Source organism: Mesorhizobium sp. B2-4-17, assembly GCF_006441275.1.
In the GTDB taxonomy this organism is placed as follows: Bacteria; Pseudomonadota; Alphaproteobacteria; order Rhizobiales; family Rhizobiaceae; genus Mesorhizobium.
The window spans coordinates 1-22,105 of record NZ_VFUX01000023.1 but is presented as its reverse complement, the minus strand read 5'-3'; the positions used below and the strand labels follow the sequence as shown (position 1 = coordinate 22,105).

The 22,105-nt window shown below is 62.4% G+C and carries 27 protein-coding genes and 2 pseudogenes; 8 read left to right on the top strand and 21 right to left on the bottom strand.

The window, feature by feature from the left end:
- Window positions 1-94: 94 nt before the first annotated feature.
- The 3 genes from FJ548_RS18770 to FJ548_RS18760 form a co-directional block, all read right to left on the bottom strand.
- The gene (locus FJ548_RS18770) at window positions 95-736 is read right to left on the bottom strand and encodes a hypothetical protein (RefSeq protein ID WP_140609108.1); all 642 of its coding nucleotides are present in this window, start codon (window positions 734-736) and stop codon (window positions 95-97) included.
- A gap of 399 nt (window positions 737-1,135) precedes the next feature.
- Complete coding sequence (locus FJ548_RS18765; RefSeq protein WP_140609112.1) at window positions 1,136-1,456, bottom strand: hypothetical protein; 321 nt, start codon at window positions 1,454-1,456, stop codon at window positions 1,136-1,138.
- A complete protein-coding gene (locus FJ548_RS18760) occupies window positions 1,453-3,234 on the bottom strand; it encodes a portal protein (RefSeq protein ID WP_140609114.1) in 1,782 nt (593 codons plus the stop codon). Before FJ548_RS18760 ends, FJ548_RS18765 begins: the two co-directional genes overlap by 4 nt.
- Window positions 3,235-3,472: 238 nt before the next feature.
- On the opposite strand from FJ548_RS18760, the gene FJ548_RS18755 reads away from it, so the two are divergent.
- Window positions 3,473-4,105 (top strand): methyltransferase domain-containing protein, encoded by a 633-nt coding sequence (locus FJ548_RS18755; RefSeq protein WP_246671477.1) that lies wholly within the window; start codon window positions 3,473-3,475, stop codon window positions 4,103-4,105.
- Between the two features lie 212 nt (window positions 4,106-4,317).
- Here the strand turns inward: FJ548_RS18755 and FJ548_RS30755 are convergent, their stop codons facing one another.
- From FJ548_RS30755 to FJ548_RS29905, 7 genes are all read right to left on the bottom strand, one after another.
- Window positions 4,318-4,443, bottom strand: a complete 126-nt coding sequence (locus FJ548_RS30755; protein ID WP_281407084.1) for a hypothetical protein — start codon at window positions 4,441-4,443, stop codon at window positions 4,318-4,320.
- Window positions 4,412-4,981, bottom strand: coding sequence for a hypothetical protein (locus FJ548_RS18750; protein WP_140609118.1), 570 nt, complete (start codon window positions 4,979-4,981; stop codon window positions 4,412-4,414). Before FJ548_RS18750 ends, FJ548_RS30755 begins: the two co-directional genes overlap by 32 nt.
- 647 nt (window positions 4,982-5,628) lie before the next feature.
- Window positions 5,629-5,913, bottom strand: a complete 285-nt coding sequence (locus tag FJ548_RS18745) for a hypothetical protein (RefSeq protein ID WP_140778641.1) — start codon at window positions 5,911-5,913, stop codon at window positions 5,629-5,631.
- 142 nt (window positions 5,914-6,055) lie between these two features.
- Entirely contained in the window at window positions 6,056-6,370 is a 315-nt protein-coding gene (locus FJ548_RS18740) for a hypothetical protein (RefSeq protein ID WP_140609122.1), read from the bottom strand.
- Between the two features lie 7 nt (window positions 6,371-6,377).
- Complete coding sequence (locus FJ548_RS18735) at window positions 6,378-6,728, bottom strand: hypothetical protein (RefSeq protein ID WP_140609124.1); 351 nt, start codon at window positions 6,726-6,728, stop codon at window positions 6,378-6,380.
- A 48-nt stretch (window positions 6,729-6,776) separates the two neighbouring features.
- Entirely contained in the window at window positions 6,777-7,250 is a 474-nt protein-coding gene (locus tag FJ548_RS18730; RefSeq protein ID WP_140609126.1) for a hypothetical protein, read from the bottom strand.
- A 64-nt stretch (window positions 7,251-7,314) separates the two neighbouring features.
- Window positions 7,315-9,501 (bottom strand): hypothetical protein, encoded by a 2,187-nt coding sequence (locus FJ548_RS29905; protein WP_181168841.1) that lies wholly within the window; start codon window positions 9,499-9,501, stop codon window positions 7,315-7,317.
- 12 nt (window positions 9,502-9,513) lie between these two features.
- Here FJ548_RS29905 and FJ548_RS29900 point away from each other — a divergent pair, with 12 nt between their 5' ends.
- Window positions 9,514-9,957 (top strand): hypothetical protein, encoded by a 444-nt coding sequence (locus FJ548_RS29900; protein ID WP_181168840.1) that lies wholly within the window; start codon window positions 9,514-9,516, stop codon window positions 9,955-9,957.
- A 397-nt stretch (window positions 9,958-10,354) separates the two neighbouring features.
- Here FJ548_RS29900 and FJ548_RS18720 read toward each other — a convergent pair whose 3' ends face one another.
- The 7 genes and pseudogenes from FJ548_RS18720 to FJ548_RS18690 form a co-directional block, all read right to left on the bottom strand.
- The gene (locus FJ548_RS18720; protein WP_140613205.1) at window positions 10,355-10,780 is read right to left on the bottom strand and encodes a hypothetical protein; all 426 of its coding nucleotides are present in this window, start codon (window positions 10,778-10,780) and stop codon (window positions 10,355-10,357) included.
- Window positions 10,780-13,128: a hypothetical protein gene (locus tag FJ548_RS29895; protein ID WP_181168839.1), complete on the bottom strand. Its 2,349-nt coding sequence runs from the start codon at window positions 13,126-13,128 to the stop codon at window positions 10,780-10,782. Before FJ548_RS29895 ends, FJ548_RS18720 begins: the two co-directional genes overlap by 1 nt.
- A gap of 295 nt (window positions 13,129-13,423) precedes the next feature.
- Entirely contained in the window at window positions 13,424-14,278 is an 855-nt protein-coding gene (locus FJ548_RS18710; RefSeq protein ID WP_281407085.1) for a terminase family protein, read from the bottom strand.
- A 52-nt stretch (window positions 14,279-14,330) separates the two neighbouring features.
- Window positions 14,331-14,711, bottom strand: coding sequence for a hypothetical protein (locus FJ548_RS18705; protein ID WP_140695022.1), 381 nt, complete (start codon window positions 14,709-14,711; stop codon window positions 14,331-14,333).
- Window positions 14,712-14,826: 115 nt separating this feature from the next.
- Window positions 14,827-15,474, bottom strand: a pseudogene (locus FJ548_RS18700) (terminase family protein); the annotation flags it as partial.
- Entirely contained in the window at window positions 15,443-15,829 is a 387-nt protein-coding gene (locus FJ548_RS18695; RefSeq protein ID WP_140778640.1) for a hypothetical protein, read from the bottom strand. The pseudogene FJ548_RS18700 and the gene FJ548_RS18695, both read right to left, overlap by 32 nt.
- Window positions 15,822-16,205 carry a hypothetical protein gene (locus FJ548_RS18690; RefSeq protein ID WP_140695014.1) on the bottom strand — a complete coding sequence of 128 codons (384 nt, stop codon included), beginning with the start codon at window positions 16,203-16,205 and terminating at the stop codon, window positions 15,822-15,824. The genes FJ548_RS18695 and FJ548_RS18690 overlap by 8 nt, the downstream gene beginning before the upstream one ends.
- 332 nt (window positions 16,206-16,537) lie before the next feature.
- Between FJ548_RS18690 and FJ548_RS18685 the strand changes: the two are divergent.
- A pseudogene (locus tag FJ548_RS18685) lies at window positions 16,538-16,765 on the top strand (transposase); the annotation flags it as partial.
- Window positions 16,766-17,006: 241 nt separating this feature from the next.
- On the opposite strand, the gene FJ548_RS18680 reads toward FJ548_RS18685, so the two are convergent.
- Both FJ548_RS18680 and FJ548_RS18675 read right to left on the bottom strand, forming a co-directional pair.
- Window positions 17,007-17,804 (bottom strand): DUF1828 domain-containing protein, encoded by a 798-nt coding sequence (locus FJ548_RS18680; RefSeq protein WP_140695011.1) that lies wholly within the window; start codon window positions 17,802-17,804, stop codon window positions 17,007-17,009.
- Window positions 17,805-18,565: 761 nt separating this feature from the next.
- Complete coding sequence (locus FJ548_RS18675) at window positions 18,566-18,934, bottom strand: YbhB/YbcL family Raf kinase inhibitor-like protein (RefSeq protein WP_140613186.1); 369 nt, start codon at window positions 18,932-18,934, stop codon at window positions 18,566-18,568.
- Window positions 18,935-19,124: 190 nt separating this feature from the next.
- On the opposite strand from FJ548_RS18675, the gene FJ548_RS18670 reads away from it, so the two are divergent.
- Entirely contained in the window at window positions 19,125-19,430 is a 306-nt protein-coding gene (locus FJ548_RS18670; RefSeq protein ID WP_140778639.1) for a hypothetical protein, read from the top strand.
- 47 nt (window positions 19,431-19,477) lie between these two features.
- On the opposite strand, the gene FJ548_RS18665 is transcribed toward FJ548_RS18670, so the two are convergent.
- Window positions 19,478-19,906, bottom strand: coding sequence for a DoxX family protein (locus FJ548_RS18665; RefSeq protein ID WP_140613188.1), 429 nt, complete (start codon window positions 19,904-19,906; stop codon window positions 19,478-19,480).
- A gap of 693 nt (window positions 19,907-20,599) precedes the next feature.
- On the opposite strand from FJ548_RS18665, the gene FJ548_RS18660 reads away from it, so the two are divergent.
- From FJ548_RS18660 to FJ548_RS18645, 4 genes are all read left to right on the top strand, one after another.
- Window positions 20,600-20,779 (top strand): DUF3606 domain-containing protein, encoded by a 180-nt coding sequence (locus FJ548_RS18660; protein WP_140613189.1) that lies wholly within the window; start codon window positions 20,600-20,602, stop codon window positions 20,777-20,779.
- 79 nt (window positions 20,780-20,858) lie between these two features.
- Window positions 20,859-21,302, top strand: a complete 444-nt coding sequence (locus FJ548_RS18655) for a GFA family protein (protein ID WP_140695008.1) — start codon at window positions 20,859-20,861, stop codon at window positions 21,300-21,302.
- Window positions 21,303-21,424: 122 nt separating this feature from the next.
- Complete coding sequence (locus tag FJ548_RS18650) at window positions 21,425-21,661, top strand: DUF982 domain-containing protein (RefSeq protein WP_140613191.1); 237 nt, start codon at window positions 21,425-21,427, stop codon at window positions 21,659-21,661.
- A 12-nt stretch (window positions 21,662-21,673) separates the two neighbouring features.
- Entirely contained in the window at window positions 21,674-21,919 is a 246-nt protein-coding gene (locus FJ548_RS18645) for a DUF982 domain-containing protein (RefSeq protein ID WP_140613192.1), read from the top strand.
- On the opposite strand, the gene FJ548_RS30155 is transcribed toward FJ548_RS18645, so the two are convergent.
- Window positions 21,916-22,105 (bottom strand): hypothetical protein (locus tag FJ548_RS30155; RefSeq protein ID WP_210242682.1); only part of this gene is annotated, 190 nt, incomplete at its 5' end. The two genes, FJ548_RS18645 and FJ548_RS30155, sit on opposite strands and share 4 nt — an antisense overlap.

Sequence of the window (22,105 nt, the reverse complement as noted above, 5' to 3'; positions counted from 1 at the left end):
GCTGGTAGCCTCGCTGCCCGCGACCGCGGTGCCGACACCGAAGATTTCCAGCGCGCACTTCGGATCTTTGGCGATCAGCGCCTCGAACCGTGTCTTAGCCGCTGTGCTGAACCAGTCCTTTCGCCTTCTGCTGTCGGATCGCCGGATCGACCCCCATCTTGTCGATTAGGTCGAGGCCTTGCTGCCGGGCTGCCTCGAAGGTGACGAGGTCGTCGGGATCGGCGTTGCCTATAACAATGGCACTGGTCTTGAGCGCTGTGTCGACCTCGGCCTGCTCGTAGTCCTTGCGACGCTGCAGCTGCTGCATTGCCATGCGCGTGGAGCCCGCGTCGCGCAGCGCTTCCTTGCGGCTGGCAAGGCCAGCGCCCACGTCAGGCGGCGCCTGCTTCACGAAGGTGTCGAACAGCGTGTCGAACTGCCCGGTCTTCACCACCTGGCCGGTGTGCGGATTGACCTGGCCGTAGACGGCGTCGTGCAGGCCGGCGCCATCGGCCGGTGCGTTGGCCACGGCATCGGCCTCGGTCTTGGCGATCTCGCCGTCCAGCCTGCGGGCCGCGATCTCGGTGTCGAAGGCCTGCTGCTGCGCCTGGCGCCGTTCATAGTGCTCGGCAACAGCCTGCCAATAGCCGTCGAGCGGAGGCGGCGTCCCGCCCGCCGGCGCAGCGTCGGCATACGCCGTCGCATCGCCTGTATCGCGCCGGCGCTGGCCAACGGAGAGAGGAATGATGTGTACCATTGGCGTTGCCTGCCCAAACTAGTCTTGAAAAAAGGACGCGCGGCGCCGGCCATCGCGGCACGGCCGGATCGCGCACACGCCGACGCTGCGTTCTTGGGGTTTGTCGGATTGGCGTTTCTGGAAGGGCTGGGCCGGTGCTGACCACGGGCGCGACCGGACGTTCGTCATCCCTGAGCGGAGCAAGGAGCGAAGCGATGCGCGCAGACCCGAGGATGACGAAGTGGGAGGCGCTCGCGCCTACCGACAAGGCGCTAGCGGGTGGCACTGCCTCCGACTAAGCAAGGTCAATTGGTTTCAAAGAAGACGGTTTTATTGGGGTAGGCTGCATGGCTTACTGCGGCACGCCGAACCATCGCATCAGCGCTGGCATCACCGCATGCTTGGCGAGATGGCCCTCACCTATCCCTCCGCCCGCGCCGCCTTCTCCAGCGCCACGAGCTGCGCCTCGTCCAGGGTCAGGAACCCCATGATGTGCTGTACCACCTCGGCGCGGGCATTGCTGAGCGCGCTGTGCAGTTCGAAGCCTTCGGGCGTTCTGGTGCGTGTCATCCACTCGCCATAGGAAGGCCGCCTGTAGTAGCCGACCGTCGCCGCGAGGTCGGCCAGCACCATCTCGCCATCCTCGCCTGAGAAGACCCGCAGATAGGCCTTGGTCAGCGCGTCCCGCGCTTTGGCCGGGCCGCCGGCATGACCGGCGCGGGCGAAGCGTTTGCCGCTCATGCGCCGCGCGCCACGCTGGCGCCGCCAACTTCGCCCGGAGCGCCTTGCGGCGGCGGTCCGCCCGCCTGGCCGCCCTGCAGCAGGCCCTGCAGGCTGTCGAGCAAGCCGCTGTCGCGCGCCTGCACGGCCGCCGGTACGGCATCCCTGGCCACCTTGCCGGCGCTGGCGATCGCGGCCATGCCGGCCTGCGCCTGCTGGGCCTGCGCCCTGGCACTGCGCATGCCGTCCACCTCTTCCTTGCGGCGGAAGATGCGCTGCGGGCTGCGGCCGGCGCTCTGCACGATCTTGATTGCCTCGTCGCTGTCGATATTGTCCATGACGCCGGGATCGAACTGGGCCATCTGCATGGCCGTGGTCACCACCTGGATGGTGTCGCGCGCCTCGGCCGAACGCCTGAGCACGTCAAGCGGGCCGGTGAAGGTCGGCCGCACCGCCTTGCCGGCAAGGCTTTCGGGCGGCGCGAAGCGGCTGTCCTCGTCATACAGCCCCTTGTCCTCGAGGATACTGAGCTCGCGGTCGAGATTGCTGGCGAAGCCCGCCTGGATGATCGAGCCGGAAGGCCCGAGCAGCGCGCCCTTCTCTTCCTGACGGATCAGCGCTTCGGTCGCCGTCATCTGCGGGTTCTGCACCAGCGTCTGGAACAGATTGACGAACATCATGTCGCGGATCTCGTCGGCGCGGCTCTGCGCGTAGTTGAAGGCATAGGTCGGGTTCTGCCCGGTGCTGATGGGCGCGATCAGCGGCCGGCCATTGTCGTCGATCAAGCCCGGATAATTCTCGCCCGGATTGAGCACCGGCACATAGTCGAGCCTGGCCTTGGAGGCGGTGGCCGGGTCGGTGATCTGCTGCAGCGCCCGCAAGCCGGAACGGCGCACCGCGTTCTCCTCGCGCACGGTCGTCAGCGCCTCGATGGCGGGCGAGATGCCATAGGGATCGCCCTCGTAGCGGCGCCAGTTGAAGGTCGACACCGGGAAGGTGCCGAAACCGCTTTCCCGGACGATATCCTCCTCATCCTCGATGACGTGGTAGGAGGCGAAGGCCGTGTCGAGATATTGGTACTGGCCGCCAAGCCGGTACATCCGGCGCTCGTCGCGCGGCTGGATGCACTGGATCAGCGAGATCTTTTCCTCGCACTTGGCCGGATCGTCGACCAGAACCTTGATGCGCGCCGGCAGCTTTTCGTAGCCGAGCAGCTGCGCCGCCTGCCGCGCCGTGCGCTCGTAGCGGCGGTGGAAAATGTCGACCTGGCCCCAGCGGTTGCGCGACAGATAGCCCTCGACCACCGGGATCGAGGCATAGCGGATCAGCGTGCCGCCGAACCCTTCCTCGGCATAGAGATAGGCCGGGCCGTAGCGCACGACATTGCGCAGGCAGGCTTGCGTGGCCGGCACGAAGTTCGAATTGGCGGAGTAGCGCAGCGAGAACAGGAAATCGCGCAGCGCCTCCGCCCACTTCTTTTCCTCGTCGGTCTCCTCGTCGTTCATCTCGGCCGTCGACAGACCATGCCATTTTTCCGACTGCGGGATGATCAGGCTTTCGAGCCCGGCGGCGAGCCTGTTGGCGGCTGAATTGATGGTGTTGGCATAGACGCGGCTGCCGCGCCGCTCCTGCCGCTCGGCCTGCGAATCCGGGCCGCCGGCCCGCCGGCCGCTCCAGACATCGGGCGCATCGGGATCGCAGAACTCCGCCACCTGTTCCCACACCGCCTCATATTGGCTGCGTTCGGTCTCGAGTTCGGACTGGCGCGAAAGAATATCGCGGGCGCGGGAATCGGTCATGGGTGCCTCGTTGAAGCTGGGGAATCTCCCCCTCGAGGGGGAGATGTCGCCAAAGGCGACAGACGGTTCGACTGGATGCAGCTCCCGCGGCTGACGGAGGTTGGCGCTCCACAAGAGCCCACCCCCTCTGGCCTGCCGGCCATCTCCCCCTCCAGCGAGGAAGAACGGCTCGCTGTCATTTTTTGCCCATTTGCCTGGGCTAGGCTGTTTTTCGCGGCGGGTTTTGGAGGAGGTCGAAGTGACGACGACGAGCCTTGCCGGCACCCTGAAAAACCGCGGCAAGCAGGTGGCCAAACGCCTGCTTGGCTATGATTCCCGCAATTGGCTGCGCATCCGCCAGATCGAGGCGTTCACGCTTTTCCTGGAAGCCGGAAACCGCAAGGCCTCCGACGTCATCGAGATCTCGCCCGGCTGGAACCGTTATTGGCGGGCGATGTGTCCGAACTACCGGTCGGTCGATTTCCCTGATTTCGATATCTGCAAGGACCGTACAGAGGAACAATATTCCATCGTCATCGCCGACCAGGTGCTGGAACATGTGCGGCGGCCGCTGGCGGCAGCCCAAAACATCCACGCCATGACCAGGCCCGGCGGCTGGGCGATGGTGGCGACACCGTTCCTGTTCCGGGTGCACGCCAGGCCCCACGACTACAACAGATGGACCCCCGCCGGCCTGAAGCAGCTGATGGTCGAAGGTGGCTTCCCTGAAGCCAACGTCAAGGTCGATGGCTGGGGCAACAAGGCCTGCGCCAGGGCCCATATAGGCGGCCCCGTGCGCGCCTACGGCCTGTGGCGCGATCTCAGCAACGACGAGGAATACCCGCTGATGGTCTGGGCCTTCGCCAAGAAGGCCACCGATCTCCCCCCTTGAGGGGGAGATGGCCGGCAGGCCAGAGGGGGGCGGTCCGACTGGGCGCGGCCTCTTGCGGCAGACGAAGGTTAGCGCTCCACGCGAGACGCCGCCCTCTGTCGCCCTTGGCGAGGGGGGAGATTACCCCCGTCTTTTCACCGCCCTGGCATGCCTGCGCCAGAACCACCAGTCCAGCACGCGCCGGCGAAAGCTTCGCTTCATCGCGGTCATGGTCAAAGCCCCAGCAGCACGCGGCGCTGGCCGGTGAGGCTGCTTGGCGCGAGGTCGGTCTTGATGGTGCTCAGCGTTCCCTGGCGCTGTTCGAGCTCAGCCCGCAGTGCGGCTTCGCGCGCCTGCACATCCTTGTCCTGCGCGGTCGGCGCCGGGGGCAGCGGCTTCAGTTCCGGTGGTTTTTGAAACAGACACATGGTTCCAGCCTTCTCTTGTCCAGTCGTAAAGGAAAAAATCTTCGCCGTTGCGCCCATAGCCCGGCAGCAGGCAGCGTTGCGTGGCGCCGAGCCGCCCAAGCCAGCGCAGCGCCAGGTCATTGGCCGCCAGCGCCCGCGCCTCGACCCGCCAGGCGCCCCGCGCCGCGACCTGCGGCCCGAGCACCGAGTGGAAGAACGCCGTGATCCCGGGCACGCAGCGCTTCATGCGGCGCGTCCCCCAGCTCCAGGCGATCCATAGGCCGTCGCGCTGCTCGGCGGCGCCAAAGCCGGCTTCCGGGTTGCCGTCGAGCTCGGCGACATAGGCAAAGCCCTGCAGCGCCGTCAGCGCCAAGAGCGCCGGCGACCAATGGTCGAGCTGGCAATCGATCTCGGCGCGGTCTTCGGGACGCAGATTGGCGGCGATGTAGGAAAGATCGCGCAGCGTGGCGGGAATGATGCGCAGCGTCATGGAAACGACTTTCGTCGATCAGAATCGAAACGCCGACTGCGGACGTCGGGGCGGTGCCAACGTCTGGCGCGCCCCAAACAGGCACTGTTGCCGTAATTGCCCGGCCGGTCTTCGGGCGAAGGTTGGCGGAGAAGAACTACAGTGACACGTGTGTCAGTGTACTATTCCAGATTTGCTTCACCTCGGTCACACAGATGGAGGGGCCAGAAATACACTGCCCCGCAACTCAGCAACCCTCGCTCCAAAAACAAAACCCGCCTCGCGGGCGGGTCGTTGGCGCAAATCAGCGCCATGGATAATTATGTACCATTGCTGCCCTCACATGGTCAACAGCTTACGGGAAAAAATTCCTATTTAATATGTTTCGTTTCTCCGGTTAGCGTGAAAGCGACCCTCTATCCTCCACCCTCTTACAGGGGCCAGACGTTCTGCTGCCGCGTGTTCGCGAGATCCAGTGGCGGGTCGAGGTTACCTACTCATTCCCGAATTGGTCTCGCCATTCCTGTTCATCAAGCACGTCTGCGATATTGCCGGCGACGGCGGAATTCACCCGGACCCGGATAGAACGCGGTTTAAGCATTGCATATGCGCAATTCAGGCCTCAACGTCGCGCATTGCAATGGTTGGTCTTCAGCGTTTGTGAGCCATCAGCTCGCAGGCTGGCTTTGCCGACGGCGGTCGCGAACAAAATCCACCACCAGCCAGATCAACTGCGCAACGATGTAAACTGGGCCGCGAGACCAGTCCGGCGCCCCGGTGTTCGAGTAGCCGTAAGCCGCGGCGATAATGGCGAGCGCACCGCAAATGACATGCACGAGCAACTGGCGCGCCACGCCGCCGTTCCAACGCTTTGTAATCCAAAGCAACAAGCGGCTCAGCAAAAATGTCGGAACCAGCGCCCCGAGCAGCACCGCAGCAGAACCTGCACCCATGTAATCCCCCTACCCGTGTCTATCGGCGAATAACTTTTAAATTTCCGAAAAGTCGGCTTTTCGACGCCACCCCGGCGCATTGGTCACAGGTTGGTCCCGCACCGGCATTTCCAGGCCACGTCTTGCGGAAGTTTGAGGCGGCTTAACTAGCGAAGTTGTTATCCACGAACATCTCGGCAAATTGCTGAGGCGTGAGCGTTACATTGTTGTCGCGGGCGATTTTGAGATTCCTTGCCCACATATCGCGGATTGCCTCCGGCATCGTGTCGGGCATGTGCAGAGCCTTCGCGACTGCATCGTCCCATCCTCCGTCACCGCCATAAATAGCCTGCAGGCTGGGGCCCATGGCTTTCAGGGAATCTTCCGACTCCTGAGAGAGTTCTCCAATCGCTTTGAGCACATAAAGCTCCAGAAGCCGAAGCAGCGGCTTTCCTTCATAACGTCGATCGGTCGCCATTTTCCCCTCACGCATCATAGGTGGCATATTCGATGAGCCGTTGACAGATGGCAGACAGGCTGGGCGTTTCTTTCTGCGACGCAACCCAGGCCTCGGTAAATTCGATCGCGATGAATATCTCGATGAAGTATGTCAGCCCCGCCTTGGCCGCCTTCGCTGGCACCAATCCCTCTTCCGGCTCGGTCGCAACCATTGCATTGGAATCTACCGTCCACGGCTCCGACACATAAATCGTGTCGTCTTCGTCAAAATCCGACAACCGCCCAACATATCCAATAACTTCATTATTTTCCCCATAAAGAAAATCCTCCTCGGCGATTCGGATGCAGTGCCTTCTGGAAGATAGTCCCAGGATCATGTTGTGATCTAGCTATCCTCCATTGTCCGCCGTGTTCCCACAGGAGGTTCAGCCCCGGAGTTCGGGTAAAATCTTCTCGTCGAGAAATTTGAGACGCCCAGCCAATATTTCGGCGTTGACGGGATTGGCATCGACATTGACCGGTATCAAATTCGCCACCGACTTCCCCTTGCGCGCTGCCTCGACCCATTCCTCAAGGGCGCCAATGTACCCGTCAAGAGCCTCGAAGGGCGTCCTGGCGTCGTCAACAGGGATATATGTCGGCGGCACGTCGCCAACGATGACCCATATCCATTGGTTCACATCCGGTCGACCAGGTTCTATCTGGAAGAGGAATATGTAGATTATTCCTTCGGCACCATATCCCAGATACTCGCCTTTTATGGACAAAACCCAGTTGTAGAATTTCAGATATTGACGCGCCTCGACCCGGGCACGATCGAGATCGTGTTCTCCGGTACCTATATTCGGTGGCGGTAGATGCGTAACGCTTTCTAGGTCAGGTTCAGCATTGCTATCCATGACTAACTCCCTTGGTATCTTCGTTTGGACCAGCGCATATAGTCGCCGGCGTCCTGGTGCCGTTTTATGTGGTCTGCCCTAGTACGGGGTCGAATGTTTGATATGTGATCTGGCCCGCCGTCGGACAGCGGAATTTCGTGCGACACATCCATGTTCCGGCCGGTATCTGGGTCTTTGGGCCAAGGCTGTCCGTGCTTCTGCTCCCATTCCTTTCGCAACGCCTTATTGGATTTGTAACGTCCCGGGTGGACCAGGCTAAATGCACCCGTCCCAATATCTCCTGCCGCCGGACTATTTCGGTATCACCGATTGAATCCACAGTTTGTCGCGTAGAAGCGCGCGCATCTTCGGCTACTGCTAGCGAGGGTTGCGGCGCGACGACACCTTCTGCGTCGAAGACAGCGGGACGCGACTCCCTCGCGATTCTCGTCGCTATCTGCCGACCAATCGCGCCAAGCCCCTCGGCGAGGACATTGCCGCCAGCCCCCAAAAGCGCTCCGGTAGCCATCTCGCGCACGATGTCGCGACCGTTCAGCGCCGCATCGACACCTCCAAACATCGCGCCGTCGGCAGCGGCGGTAGCGCTTCTTGCGAAAAGGCCCGGCAGGCCCTTGAGGCCTTCGGCCCCAAGTCTTCCCGTGAAGGTCAGGCCCGCGCTTTGAAGGCCATGACCGGTGGCGAAAGCGCCAAGTAGATTTGCGGCTACGCCAGCCGACCCGGCACGATCCTCTGCGTCTTCGGTTTCGGCTTGTTCGACTGCCAGCAGCTCGTCATAGCTCTTGTCGGAGACGAGCGAGTGCATTCCGGCGGTGAACTTGTCAGACTGACCGAATGTTGCGCCGTTGGCCATGAGCCTGACGACGTCGTTCGTGGCCGCAAGCGGCTTTTGCCACCATGAGCCGGCGTCGAACCGCACCCGGGCGGGATGCGCGGCCATCTTGATCAGATCGGCCTCAAGGGCTTTTCCCCTGGCTGCGAGCTCGGATGGCGCAAAGCTCGGATTGCCTGCCGCGTTCTGACGCAGGCGGGCCAAGGCGGACCGGAAAACCTGTCCGGCGAAGGCGAAGCGAGCCTCCGGGTCGCGCACTGCCTTGAGTTTATCGCTCAACTCGATGATGCGCTGCTGCAGCGGCACGCTCTCATCGACATATCTTGCCCCAACGCTGTCCGCGAGTTCCTGCGGAACGGCCAACACCTTGCTGAAGCCCAACTGCTGCTGGGCAGCCCTGGCCCACGCGATGGCTGCCTGGAAATCCTGAGGCGTCGAGACCCTGCCCCAATCCGGAGCGTTGCCGTGAAACAATTGGCTGATGTAGGCGACGGGATCGGCGTCGCGGGCCGCCATGATCAGCTGCGCAGCGCCGGCCTTTACCTCGTACCGTTCACGCTCCTCGGGTGATCCCCCCGGTCCAGGTTCGAGATCCCGAAGCTCGGCATGTATCGCCTGGTTCGACACCGGGTACATGTCGGAGTACGTCTTGGCGACGTCGGTCGTTATCCGGAATTTTTCGAAACGGTTCGGGCCCTCGTCGGCACCGTAGACATTGACGAAATCCTGCGCGGTCGGCTGCTCCTCGGGGTATTTTCCGGTGGCGGCCATGACAGCCGGCGCGTTCTGCTCGGCAAGCATGACCCGCGCTTTGGCACCGATCAGTTGGGCCGCGGTGGCGTTGTTGGCCTGGTCCTTCAGCGCCGCAATATCACCTGGCTTTAGGTAGGTGAGCGCGTCGAGAGGCATGGCTGTCTCGCCATCTGGCGAAGTTGCTTCGCCGAATGCCTGGGCTACCTCCCCTTGCCGTGCGGTCCCCAGCTGCATCCGCACCGTCTCGCCCATGCCGTCGCTCGCCACCGGTCCGGCGCTCAGCATCTCGGCGGCGCGGCGCGGGTCTTGCGCGATCAGCGCTTGCATGCGCGCCTTCGCGGTGCTGGCGCGCCATGCGGCTTCCGCCTGCAGCCTGATCTGCGGGTCGAGGTTCATCTTGGCGAGAAGATCGAGGCCGGTCTGGCGGGTGGCGTCGAAGGCGGCGGTGTCGTTCGGATCGCTTTGCGCGATGGTGTTGAGCTCGGCGGCTTCGACCTCAAACCACTGGGCCTGTTCATATTGCTTGCGGCGCTGGAGTTGCTGCATCGCCATACGCGTGGAGCCCGCGTCGCGCAGCGCTTCCTTGCGGCTGGCAAGGCCAGCGCCCACTTCAGGCGGTGCCTGCTTCACGAAGGTGTTGAACAGCGTGTCGAACTGCCCGGTCTTCACCACCTGGCCGGTGTGCGGATTGATCTGGCCGTAGACGGCGTCGTGCAGGCCGGCGCCATCGGCCGGTGCGTTGGCCACGGCATCGGCCTCGGTCTTGGCGATCTCGCCGTCCAGCCTGCGGGCCGCGATCTCGGTGTCGAAGGCCTGCTGCTGCGCCTGGCGCCGTTCATAGTGCTCGGCAACAGCCTGCCAATAGCCGTCGAGCGGAGGCGGCGTCCCGCCCGCCGGCGCAGCGTCGGCATACGCCGTCGCATCGCCTGTATCGCGCCGGCGCTGGCCAACGGAGAGAGGAATGATGTGTACCATTGGCGTTGCCTGCCCAAACTAGTTTTGAAAAAAGGACGCGCGGCGCCGGCCATCGCGGCACGGCCGGATCGCGCACACGCCGACGCTGCGTTCTTGGGGGTTGTCGGATTGAGGATTTTGGAGAGAGCGGCGAAGTGCGTCCCGGGATGACAGATATCAGCGGCGCATTGCCTTGGTCAGCCCTGAGCAGAGCAAGGAGCAAAGCGGCGCGCGCGGACAGTAGGATTCATGGCGCGACCTGAGGGGACGCCACCACGCTGCGGAATCTGATAGGGGTGATTGAGGTGCTGGAGATCCCAGCATGGATTCTCGGGTCAAGCCCGAATGACGAAATGAAGTAGTTCCCTACCGAGACGCGCCCGGCGGGTCGCTCTGCCCGACAGCCCGTTTGCGTCCTGCCTTGGATTCCCCCGGATCGACCACCGCTTCGCGCAGCATCATCCCACCGTAGGGGGTCGCGGGCATCAAATCGACGCGCGGCTGCCTAACCATCCTTGCGATGGAAAAGCTGAACTCCTCGAACCACGGCAACTGGTCCAATTGCTACTTAGCCATCGTAGGGCTCAACCACCGCAAACGGAATGCCCAACGATTCAAACAGGTCAAGAATGCGTTCCGAAATGACCAGGCGAAAGGGTACCGCGATCCCGAAGTCGTCGCGCCCGGCCTTGCCGTTTACTTTCAGCCAGACAAAGGGTGGCAGCTCCAACCCAGGTTGATCCTCTTGACACTCTTCCGAGATAGTCACCTCAGCGTCGGCGAACGTTGCACCTGAAAAGCCCATCTTCTGCAGTGCGCGCTGGGTGTCCTGAGTGACGAGAAAACAGGGGAATGTCGCAACGATCACATCGCCGAACCAGCCCTCTACCACATAGTGAAGCCTGGTCACGACTGGCGGGTGGACGCTCCGGTCGAGAACGGTGTTTTTGCCAATCCCGCCAGCGACGTTCGGCCGTATTCTAAAGTATTGCATCACTCACCTATCGGGGGATTGAACAGATGTCCATATTTCTGATCGATATAAGTCACGTAGTCCAGCACTTGCCGACGGGTTGCCTCGGGGTGCGCCTCGTAAAATTGATCCCACTCGAATCGAAAAACGATCTTGTGCAAAAGGCTATCTAGTCCTTTTGGGATACCTCTAAGATTTTGAAGAGAGTGCATTTCATCTGCAGCAAAAAGGTCTGGATATCTTTCCCACACCTGCCGCTCCGCAGCATGGTGTACGACAACTTCTCCTTCCAGATTCGGGTTCGCATCAAGAAATGTTTTACGGTAATTTTTGGAAGCAGCCCTCCCCAATGATGCTCCTGGATACTTTACCTTAGAAGGGTCTCTTGCAATCGACTTTATGATCTGAAGAAGCTCAGCCTTGTCGGGTTTGGCGCCCATGCTCACACGGTAGGCGGCATCTTCTGCTGCTTTGATCAGAGACTTCGTCTCGGCGGCTTGGCGAGCAATCGTCCCCTCGGCGGCAAGCTCTGATGTGGCGCGCGAACCGCTTGTTGCAAACTCCTCCAGGGGCTTGCCAAACCTGCCGGTCCTGCTGCGGACGATGGCCAAGCCTTTTGCAACGGCTTCGCCGACCACCTCCGATGCCAGGCGCCCTTCGGCGACCGCCCCTGAGCCAGGGGTGGCGGGCAGCTGCTCAAGGAAATCCAAAGGGGAATCGCGCAGGTCCCGGAGAGCCAGCCCAATGTCGTGCGGCGCTCGGCCCAGGGATTCGAAACCCTCGCTGAGATAGTTGCCGAAGTCCTCCGCGGCCTGTCGAAATGCGGACTTGGGCTCGTCGGCGCTCGCCGAAGTAGGCGATTGCTGCCCTGTCGCGGCAGTGGTGATCGGATCGATCTCGGCTGGTTGGTAAAGGCCAGCTCGGTCTAATTGCAGAGATAAGGCTTTCCGGGTCCCTGGGTCGGGCGCTGCCGCCAGAAGGTCACTTAGGACGGCGGCCCTATCAGCCTGCGGTCTATCGTTCCTGCTGAAGTCGTCGGCGATGCTTTGGACAACAGCCGCTGGTAGAGGTTGAGGATCCTCGATACCCAGTTGCAGTTGCGCAGCAACAGAGAGGGCGATCGCCCGATTGTATGCCTCCCGATTGTTAATCTCTGACTTGCCGGCTTGGCCAGTGACGTCGCTCCACGCGGCGTCGATATTGGGAAAGACTTCGCGAACATAGCCCGCAGGATCTGCCCGCCTCTCGCGCAGAGTCTTGAGGGTAGCAGCAGCCGTAACCTGATATCGGAGGTGGTCTTCGTCGGAACTTCCAGGGCCAGGCTCGGCATCGCGCAACGCCGCGTGGATCGCCTGGTTCGGCATGGTGCGCATGCCGAAGGCTTGGCGACCAGCGTCAATCTTTCGACTGAACTCCTGGTAGCGCTTGCCACCCTCCTCCTCGCCGTAAACGTCCACGAAATTCGTGGAGCTTGGCATTGCGCCGGAATAGTTGCCCGCATTGGCGATCGCATCCGGGGCATTCTGCGATGCGAGGTCGATATTGGCGCGCGTTTCGACCAGTCGGCTCACTGTCGCGGTGTGCGCCTGGCCGACCAACCGCCGAATGTCATCAGACGACAAACCGCCGCGAGTGTCACCGGCCTGCGGGTCGCTCGCCACCGGTATCGCGCTCAGCATCTCGGCGGCGCGGCGCGGGTCCTGCGCGATCAGCGCTTGCATGCGCGCCTTCGCGGTGCTGGCGCGCCATGCGGCTTCCGCCTGCAGCCTGATCTGCGGATCGAGGTTCATCTTGGCGAGAAGATCGAGACCGGTCTGGCGGGTGGCGTCGAAAGCGGCGGTGTCGTTGGGATCGCTTTGCGCGATGGTGTTGAGCTCGGCGGCTTCGACCTTAAACCACTGGGTCTGTTCATATTGCTTGCGGCGCTGGAGTTGCTGCATCGCCATGCGCGTGGAGCCCGCGTCACGCAGCGCTTCCTTGCGGCTGGCAAGGCCAGCGCCCACTTCAGGCGGTGCCTGCTTCACGAAAGTGTCGAACAGCGTGTCGAACTGCCCGGTCTTCACCACCTGGCCGGTGTGCGGATTGACCTGGCCGTAGACGGTGTCGTGCAGGCCGGCGCCGTCGGCCGGGGCGTTGGCCACGGCATCGGCTTCGGTCTTGGCGATCTCGCCGTTCAGCCTGCGGGCCGCGATCTCGGTGTCGAAGGCCTGCTGCTGCGCCTGGCGCCGCTCATAGTGCTCGGCAACAGCCTGCCAATAGCCGTCGAGCGGAGCCGTGGCCCCGCCCGCCGGCGAAGCGTCGGCATTTGCCGACGCGTTGCCCTTATCGCGCCGGCGCTGACCAACGGAGAGAGGAATGATGTGTACCATTGGCGTTGCCTGCCCAAACTGGTTTTGAAAAAAGGGCGCGCGGCGCCGGCGATCGCGGCACGGCCGGATCGCGCACGCCGTGTCGCGTTCTGGGGGTTTGTCGGATTGAGGATTTCGGAGAGAGCGGCGAATTGTGTGCCGGGATGACAGATGTCAGCGGCGCATTGCCTTGGTCATCCCTGAGCAGAGCAAGGAGCGAAGCGACGCGCGCGGACCATAGGATTCATGGCGCGACCTGAGGGGACGCCACGCTGGGTCGAGCCCGAGGATGACCATGTGTGTGGAGAGCCCGCCCTTATCTGAACGCGCTCAGCGGATCGCTCTGCCCCGCCTTCCGCCGCGCCGCCTTGAATTCCGAGGGATCGACCACCGCTTCGCGCAGCATCATCACGCCGTAGCGTGTCGCGGCCATCAAATCGTCTCGCAGTTTTACAACCTGACCGTCCTTGCGATGGAAAAGCCTGAACTCCTCGAACCAGTCCATCAACGTGGAAAACACCTTGAAGCGCCCGGATTGCATGCGGTCGAGCATCTCCATCAGACCGGCCTCGACCGACACCGAGCCGTCGGCAAAGCGGGCGTGGCCGGGCAGCATGTTGAGCCCATGCGCGGTATATTGCTTGGCCAGCGCGGTGCCCGCGCCCTCCAGCGTTTCGCGGCGGCCGTCGCGCGGCCATGCCCATGGCAGCCATTCGCCCCAGGGCTTCAGCGTCAGCGTCTGCATGGCCGGTGTTTGCCGCGAGGCTCTGGCGGCCTTGGTGACATAGACGACATCGGCCTCCGTGTCCCAGGCGAGTTCGACCGCGGCCGAGGGATGGTCCCAGCCGAAATCAAGCGCCCCGATGCGCGGCCAGTAGCGCGGCAGCCGAAACGGCTCGCAGGCGATCAGCGCCTCGGCCACCGGGAAGATGCGCCCCGAACCCAGCACCGGAATGCCACGCGCCCGCGCCTCGCGCTCATGCACGGGGTAGGCGGCGACGATCGCTGCGCGCTCGTCTGGCGAATAATGCTCGGCATCGTCGATGGTCATGAAGGTGACGTGACGGGACATCGAGGCCTCCGCAGGCTTGGGTTCCTCGCCCCACGCATGTGGGGGAGAGGTGGCTCGACGAAGCCGAGATCGGCGCCGACCTTGCGGGCGAAAGTGAATGCCGCCCGGCTAAGCGTCATCAGGTCTTACAATGCCGCAGCCACGGTCAAACTCAGGATTTGTAGCCCTCGTTGAGGCAGTCATTCTGCCAGGCCCAATCGAAATCGGGCCTCGACATCGACTGGCGGCCAAGTCCTGCCTCCACATAAGGGCCCGCCGTGTTGTCGATATAGACAATGAAGCGGACGTTTTTCCAACCACTGCCGGCCTTGGCGCGCACGACGCCGCAGGTTTGGCCGCTCGAACTGTCACCAGTGAGCTGGATATGGGAGAAGGTGGCCGAGCTGTCGTTCACCTCAACGCGCATCTTGTCCTCGGCTGCCGAGATCGCATTGGCGCGCCAGTCGCCGCCGTTGCAGGCTGCGAGCAATCCGCACAGAAGCAGCAAGGCCTGCCTGTCGAACCTAACCGCCGCTACTCGCTCGCTGTTCATCCTTCGCAGGGCTAGGCACCACTGGTTTAGAAACGGTTCTGCTTGACGGATGGATTTGAGGGGCTTGCGTGAATGATCGAACCGCTCACCCCATCTTCTCCACCTCACCCGCCGACAAAAACAACAGCACCACGTCGCTCATGCCGAGCAGCGGCGTGAAGGTGACGATGGTGATGCCGCCGGTCGCATTGGTGCGGGTCAGCCCTTCGGAATAGATGTCGAGCGGCGGTTCCTCGTCGAACCAGACGCCGTGCAGCGTTTCGCCCTGCCATTTCTCGCGGCCTTTTTCGAAGCTCTTGAATGACAGCACGCTCTCGCCCGCCTGCAAATCGCCGCCGCCGCCATGGCGCACCACGACGCTGTCGAGCGCGCCAGGGGCGCCGCGGCCCATGATGGTGTCGACGATGGCATCGGCCGGGATCATGCCGGTGCCCCAGGCCGCCTGCTGCTGCGGCGGGCCGACCAGCACGCGCTGCGGGTTGTCGCGCGTGCCTTCGCCGGTCACGCCCGCGGCCCACAGGCGGACCGGCGTATCGAAGACCTTGCCTTGCCACCAGCCGGGGTAGCGGCCGGTCAGATGCATGGCCCATTCCGCGCCGCCGGCCCGGGTCTTGCCGAGCTGGTTGCCGGCCATGAACAGTCTTTCGCGGTTTTGCGCGCCTGCCGCGTGAAACTCCGCCTGCCGCCGATACGGCTCATAAGAGGCCAGTTGGTTGGAGCGACGCCGGCGGTCAAGCTCCGCCAACAGCGCCAGATATTCCATCCGCGCCGAGCTCAGCGGTTTCGTCGAGGAACGGCCTGACGACGGCCTCGAGGGCGCGGATGCGGTTGCGGATCTCCTCATCGCTCAGGGCATCCAGTTGGTTGACGGCAACATCGAAATCCTTGGGCAGCACCGAAAGCACGATCTTCAGATACTGGTCCGGCTTGTCGGCCCGCACCTCGGCGATGACGCCGGCACCGTGCGCGCGGAAATCGGTGCGCACCGCGGCGAGAAAGTCGTCGCCAAGCGTTTTCTTCGACCGTTTCGGGCGGGGTTTGGGGGCAGAGGCCGGGGTGGCTACGGGTTTTCGCCTTGCCCTGCCGCGCGCCGGCCTGGCGGCGACTTCATCAGCCATTGGCCTCGCCCATCGCGTTTACGGCGATATCGCTGGCGGAGACCGCCCTGCCCGCCTTCGGCACCCGCCTTGCCGGTTTCCTCGAGCGGGCAGCCTTCTTCCTGGGCTTCCTCGGCTTTGCCGTCCCGGCAGGCTTCGTCGCCTTGGTTCGGGCCCTGAGCCCCGCCAGGGTAAGGCCAACAAGGCGCGCGCCGCTGCCCGGTCGCGGAAAGCAAAAGCCACCGGCCGCGTCCCGCATCATGCCGATCAGCACGCCGGATGCGACTTGTTCGATACGGCCCAGGCGCGCTTGCGGCGCCGCGTCCTCGAACTCGCCAATGGCGCTGACGACCTCGCGGCCGTCATCGTCGGTGATGATGGTGGCGTAACGTGGCATGAGGGTTCTCACATCTCGCAGAAGTTCTGTCGCGCCCCCCTCTGTCCTGCCTCCCCTTCTGGGGGGAATTGCAGTTCGGGCGCCTCGCCCGATCTGGCGGCCTGGGCGATTGGCGAAAGCCGGGATGACGGCCAATCTCCCCACCTGTGGGGGAGATGTCCGGCAGGACAGAGGGGGGCGCGGTAGAGCGCTGGCGCGCAAATTGCAGCCGAGGCCGCAAAGCCAGAAACACAAAACCCGCCTCGGCGGCGGGTCATTGGCGCAAATCAGCACCATGGCCAAATATGTAGCATGGCTGCCCTCAGCCGGTCAACGATTTCCTAGGAAAAAATTCCAATACGATTGAGAACGTGTTCTCAGTCTTCAAGCGCGGCATGATCGGCGTCTATCAGCATTGCGGCGAGGCTCATCTTCACCGCTACTTGGCCGAGTTCGATTTCCGCTATAATCGCCGCACGGCGCTTAAGGTCACCGACACCGAGCGCCACGACCAGTTGCTTGCAATGATCGAAGGCAAGCGCCTTACCTATCGGCGGATTGGTGAAGCCGGTCTCGCCTAAGCAGAAGGCGAGATGCTTAATTGCCCTTCGAAAGAAATCGAAATGCGACTCCTAGACGCCCGTGATCTTTTCCACAGAATTTGCCAAGGCATTGAAAGTAAATCGGGGACAAATGTTCTTTATCCGCAGTTAAGAGCGAGAAGCTTTTTTTGCGGGAGCCGACTTTGGCTTTGTGCTTTTCACCGTAGGCTTCGGCGGCGTTTTCAGCATTCGCTTAAGCGTGTCGTTGAACCGTTCAGTGTCAGTGGACGCTTGCCGCTTCGTTGCCGACGACGACGCGGGCGATTCGTTGGATCGTGTCATGAGGACCACTTTTGTATCTGGGCAGCGCATCAAGTCGGTTGTCTGCCTGAAGGCGCACTTTCTGGCTGATTGAGTTCTCTGTCTCCAGCACGGCCACCACCGATAGAGGTTGGTGCACTACGCTTTCTGCCATGACGCGCAATAGCATTGCCTGCCAAAGCTTGGATTCGTTGGTGGCGATAAAGAGCGCGACGGGGTCTCGGTTGTCCGGATAGAAAACCATATCTGGCGTCACGTCCGCCAAATCGGGAGAAACCGGTTGGCCCTCGACATAGCGGACATGGCGTTTGTCCATCTCTTCCCTGATTGCGGCCCTCACATCGTCCTCGAACGCATTCTTTACGCGCTCTACTGTCAAAAGAACCAGATCGTTCAAGCGAAGCAGCAGGGCCGAAAATTCGAGGATGGCCTTTGGCAGATCAGCTTCTGCTATGCCTTCTCTAAAAATTTCCCCCATTTCCTCGTCATAGGCGGCCCCATGCTGCTCAAGTATCTGGGACAATGCCTCCCGGCGGCTGGCAGCGTCCATCGTGGCGCCTTCAGCTTCGAGGAAGGCTAGCGTGAGGGCGTTATCGACAATGCGGTAAACCCCGGCCTTGGGACCAAGCGCGTATATGCCGATTAGGTCTCCCGAAACGAAGTTTTGATAGGGCGTGCAAATAGCCACACCGCCGTCAAAGGCAGTCACTTGGACGTTCTCGCAGAACGCCCTGCATATTTGCTCCTTCAGGCCCATGGCATCGCGTCTATCACGAATATATCGGGTTGCTGATCTATACCGACAAGGCTGCACGCAATCGCCGTAGCGACCGTATCACCCATAGCATGACCATCGTTAAGCATTTTCATGTGGCGATGATAGGACTTCGGTTCAGGAATGCGCTTGGTTCCTGACGGCTTTACGATCCCTACTGACAAGTTGTCAGTGTCGCCGCAAACGGTATGCACATGCCAACCGCCATGAGTTGCGTGAAACTCCCACCTCGCCAACACTCGGAAATCCCCACCGACTTCCTCGCCGAGTGTGGCGATAAACTCTGGAACAAGGGTGTGATACGCGACTAGCACCCTATAGCCACGCCCCTTGGTAGTAAAGCTTATGGTCTGCCATCGGTATCGACGGGTAAGAGGATAGGCTTTCCCTCTCTTCTTACTGAGAGGGAAGTCCTTGGCTTTCAGCTTCTCGTCGCTCCACAGAGAGAACGCGACGCTTGCTTTTCTCGGTCTGATTACGTCAGTCACCCGCATGATTGATCTATGCGGATTCCCGGCCTGTCACGCAATGGCTACCCCTATGGAATCGCCCATACTTTGTCACGTATACAATTAGGAAAAAATTCACATCGCCTCAAAACGGCGTGATCCGAGTCTGACATGCATGCCGGTTTTTCAGCAGCCCGGGAAAAGTGCGCGGCCGGTTTCCGCCCGGATTGCGTCAAACCGGCGAGATGGCTCACGATCCCGACCCGGCCCCCACCCACGCGTTAAACTTCAGTGTCACGGAAAACGCTTTCGCGCCTTCGCCGTGGCGAGGATCTTACCTGTGCCATCGAGCGCCCTCGCCGAGATCTCGTAGGTATGCGGTTTGGGCGGGCATGGCCCGCGATAGCTGAAGGTTCCGTAGGGCAAGGTTTTCTGGCCAGCGAAGGCCACCTGCCCACCGCCATGCTTGAAGTCGGGCGCGTCCAGGTCGGTCATCCTGAACGCCAGGGTCTTCGTCCCGGCGGGAACGCCCGAGAGTGTTATCGGCGGCGATTTCGGATCAAAACACTTGGCTGTCGGCCCCCATTCGAACGTCATCGTCATGCCGGCGGACGCGGCCGTCGTCATCGCCATGATAAAACCAAAGGCTAGAGCAAGTCGCATACACACCTCCTGCTTCCTACCCGGCCCGCGCCAGTATAGTCTCTTTTCCCGCACAAGGCATCGCGGACACGCGGCTCCATCGCGGCGCGCCCGATGGAACGTCAGCCGCCCGATCAAGGGACCATCGCACCGTCATCCGGATCGGAATAGGCCTTCATGCGTTTGGAATCCATCGAATGGGAGCAAAACCATGAACGTCGCCAATCTGCAAATCGAAGGTCTGCTGATGGCCATCGCCGCCATCAACCACGCCCTTGTCCGAAAGGGGGTGCTGTCGGCCGAGGAAATCGACATCGCCTTGCGCAAAGCCGAAGCCAGCGAGACCAGCGAGGAACGATCCGAAGGCATGTCGTCGTCGAGCAGGGACGCCGTCAATTTTCCCATCAGGCTGCTGGAACTGGCCAACCAGTGTCAGCCGGAAGCGGACATACCCTCCTTTTCGAAACTGGCCCGCATGGTGGGCCAGATGAAAGAGGCCTATAACGACCAGCTGTGAACCCAGACCGGCCTGGGCCGCATCGGCCGAGACTGGCGGTCTCGGCCTCACGCCCTGCCCGGCCATCCCAGGTTCAGCGCCAGCATCCTTCCCGGTCCGTGCACCGCCGCGAACAGCAGCCCGGCCAGGAAGGAAAAATGGTCGACGAAAAAGCCGAACTCGGCCTGGTTGCCGGCCCAGTGGCTGGGGCCGTGGAAGGCAAAGCCCAGGAACAGCACATAGGCCGCGGCGATAAGGGCCGCCTGCGAGAAGAAGGCTCCGCTGAGGAAACACAGCACCAGCGCAACCTCCAGGATCGCCGCGCACCAGGCAAGCAAGAGCGGAAACGGAAAACCGGCGGCGGCGATGTAGCCCGCGGTGGCACCCATGCCCATGAACTTGAAGGTCGCCGCTATGAGGAAGACGGCGGCGAAGATCAGGCGAGCAATGAGAAGGGCCGCGGTCTGCCACGGCGATTGAGCGATTTGCGAGGGCATGGTCGTTCTCCAGTTTGGTTCGCCCACAGGACGCGCCGCCGGGCACCGATCCGACAGGCCTCGGCAAATTTTTCCCCGCCTGTCCCCTGGCCAATCCGACACAACCGATTCCGGCTTGCCAGCTGATGTACCCAGCGTTCGAGGGAGAATCCGGCCAAGGCCTTGGCCATCGGCGCGCCGCGTCATGCGGCGCTGACGAAATCACGAACTTGTCCGTAACCATGATCGTGCTATGGTCAAGGTGGGGCTAATGCACTGGTATAACCGGTGCAGTGTTGGGTGGATAAAAAAAATTGGGCGCGAGCGTCAGATTGGGGACGGAGTCCCCTCTGGTCCGGTCACCGGTTATGGAATGCAGTGGCTGCGGTGGCACCGGGCAGGTTTTCCAATGCCCGCGCTGGACGAGTTCCAATGGCCTTTGCTGCCCGGCCGGCACGCACCAGCGCGGCTGCCCTGGCGTAAGCGCGCCTTGCGCCGAATGCGGCGACGCCAGCCGGCACGACGCCGACCCCGTCTGCCCCTCGGCCTGAACCGGACGTTTGCGACCGGCGCCAGGCAGGCCTTATCCGGTCCGTCCGCCGCCTTCCATGGAACCAGCGGCGTCGATCGCTGTTATGTCTGACCGCGGCATCGCGTGCCGAACCAGGGTTCGACGCCTTCGCGACCGGCCGCGGACGGAAAGCGAGGCCCGGCATGCCCGACGACAAATCGAAGATCAAACAGGACCGCAAGCAGGTTTCGAGCGAGGAGACCTACGAGGTCGCCGCCTTCGCCCGCAAATACGGCATCCCGCAGAGCGAAGCCCAGACCATCATCAAGCGCTACGGCCCTTCGAGGAAGAAGCTTGACAACCACATGGCCGCGCGCGGATAGCCGGCGGCATGCCAGACTGATGAAGCCAGAGTGACGGGGCCAGCCTGACGGAGGCCAGACTGACGGAGGAGCCGCTATCATGTCCGACACGACACGCAGGACCGGCAGTTGCCTGTGCGGCGGCGTGCAGTTCGTTGTCACCGGCCGGCCGTCGCGGGTCGGTCTTTGCCACTGCAAGGACTGCCGCAAGGCGGGCGGCTCGGTCTATTCGGCCTTTGCCATCTGGCCGCGCGACGCTTTCGAGACATCGGGCGAAGTTGCCTCCTATGGCACGCGCAGCTTTTGCCCGACCTGCGGCGGCCGCCTTGCCTGGGTTAGCGACAAGGAGGCCGAGGTGATGCTTGGCAGCCTCGACGTCGCGCCGACCGACCTTACTCCCGAGTACGAATTGTGGATCGGCCGGCGCGAGGCCTGGCTGCATGCCTTGCCCGGCACCGAACAGTTCGAGCATGACCGGCCGGAGGCGCCAGACGCCGATTTGCCGGCGGCCAGACCTCTGTCGGACGCCGTCGCGCACGACTGAAAATTGATTTTTCGGGATTGGAACCCTCCGTTGTCGGCGGCGTTATCCGCCGCCCTTCCTGCATGGCGTTCTCCAGAAAACGCAGCTCGGCTGGGCGACATTACCAGTCACGGAGACCACCGTTGAACGACAAGATGTTTCCCCGACCAATCCGCCTGAAATTCGCCCCCGAGCGGGAGCGCGTGGTGCGCAGCGCCTGGGAGGGTCTGGAATGCCTCGGCGACTGGCCGGCCGGCCGGGGCCGGCGATACCGGGCGGCGTGGCGCAGCTGCCGCGATGCATTGGACGGCTGGACGGCGCCGGAAAAGGCGATGGAGGCAATGATCGACGCCGCGCGCGAAGCGCGGATCCTGCAATAGCGGGCAAAACCAATGGCCGATTTGATGCTGCCGACCCCGATGCGGATCAAGCCCCACGGCTCGGACACGATCCGTGAGGTGACCACGCTTCAGGACGCCAGTGAAATCCTGATCGACTGGCCGCATGCCAAGCGCGGTCCCTTCTATCAGGCCGCGCGCGAAAAGATCGAGGCGGCGCTCGAAAGCAATGCCGGCGCGGCTCAGGCACAGGAGGCCTTCACGGCGCTGTGCGATCACGCCGGCCTCCTCGTTCGCTAGAGCAGTTCCGGTAAGATCGCGTAGCGGTTTTCCGTCCGCAATCGCGCCAGGACAAAGAAACAGTCCGGTTTCAAGAACAGAAAGGCAGGCGAATTCCCGCCTGCCTTTCTCAGACTGCTGACGAACCCCGTCGATTTTCGGCGGGGTTTTGTTTTGCGCGTTGATTGAGCTTTGTAAATTGGTGTC

Bases quoted from the DNA above. Each gene is read 5' to 3' on its own strand.
- FJ548_RS18770 (WP_140609108.1), bottom strand. From the start codon at position 736: ATGGTACACATCATTCCTCTCTCCGTTGGCCAGCGCCGGCGCGATACA.
- FJ548_RS18765 (WP_140609112.1), bottom strand. From the start codon at position 1,456: ATGAGCGGCAAACGCTTCGCCCGCGCCGGTCATGCCGGCGGCCCGGCC.
- FJ548_RS18760 (WP_140609114.1), bottom strand. From the start codon at position 3,234: ATGACCGATTCCCGCGCCCGCGATATTCTTTCGCGCCAGTCCGAACTC.
- FJ548_RS18750 (WP_140609118.1), bottom strand. From the start codon at position 4,981: ATGACGCTGCGCATCATTCCCGCCACGCTGCGCGATCTTTCCTACATC.
- FJ548_RS18745 (WP_140778641.1), bottom strand. From the start codon at position 5,913: ATGGGTGCAGGTTCTGCTGCGGTGCTGCTCGGGGCGCTGGTTCCGACA.
- FJ548_RS18740 (WP_140609122.1), bottom strand. From the start codon at position 6,370: ATGGCGACCGATCGACGTTATGAAGGAAAGCCGCTGCTTCGGCTTCTG.
- FJ548_RS18735 (WP_140609124.1), bottom strand. From the start codon at position 6,728: ATGATCCTGGGACTATCTTCCAGAAGGCACTGCATCCGAATCGCCGAG.
- FJ548_RS18730 (WP_140609126.1), bottom strand. From the start codon at position 7,250: ATGGATAGCAATGCTGAACCTGACCTAGAAAGCGTTACGCATCTACCG.
- FJ548_RS18720 (WP_140613205.1), bottom strand. From the start codon at position 10,780: ATGCAATACTTTAGAATACGGCCGAACGTCGCTGGCGGGATTGGCAAA.
- FJ548_RS29895 (WP_181168839.1), bottom strand. From the start codon at position 13,128: ATGGTACACATCATTCCTCTCTCCGTTGGTCAGCGCCGGCGCGATAAG.
- FJ548_RS18705 (WP_140695022.1), bottom strand. From the start codon at position 14,711: ATGAACAGCGAGCGAGTAGCGGCGGTTAGGTTCGACAGGCAGGCCTTG.
- FJ548_RS18695 (WP_140778640.1), bottom strand. From the start codon at position 15,829: ATGGCTGATGAAGTCGCCGCCAGGCCGGCGCGCGGCAGGGCAAGGCGA.
- FJ548_RS18690 (WP_140695014.1), bottom strand. From the start codon at position 16,205: ATGCCACGTTACGCCACCATCATCACCGACGATGACGGCCGCGAGGTC.
- FJ548_RS18680 (WP_140695011.1), bottom strand. From the start codon at position 17,804: ATGGGCCTGAAGGAGCAAATATGCAGGGCGTTCTGCGAGAACGTCCAA.
- FJ548_RS18675 (WP_140613186.1), bottom strand. From the start codon at position 18,934: ATGCGACTTGCTCTAGCCTTTGGTTTTATCATGGCGATGACGACGGCC.
- FJ548_RS18670 (WP_140778639.1), top strand. From the start codon at position 19,125: ATGAACGTCGCCAATCTGCAAATCGAAGGTCTGCTGATGGCCATCGCC.
- FJ548_RS18665 (WP_140613188.1), bottom strand. From the start codon at position 19,906: ATGCCCTCGCAAATCGCTCAATCGCCGTGGCAGACCGCGGCCCTTCTC.
- FJ548_RS18660 (WP_140613189.1), top strand. From the start codon at position 20,600: ATGCCCGACGACAAATCGAAGATCAAACAGGACCGCAAGCAGGTTTCG.
- FJ548_RS18655 (WP_140695008.1), top strand. From the start codon at position 20,859: ATGTCCGACACGACACGCAGGACCGGCAGTTGCCTGTGCGGCGGCGTG.
- FJ548_RS18645 (WP_140613192.1), top strand. From the start codon at position 21,674: ATGGCCGATTTGATGCTGCCGACCCCGATGCGGATCAAGCCCCACGGC.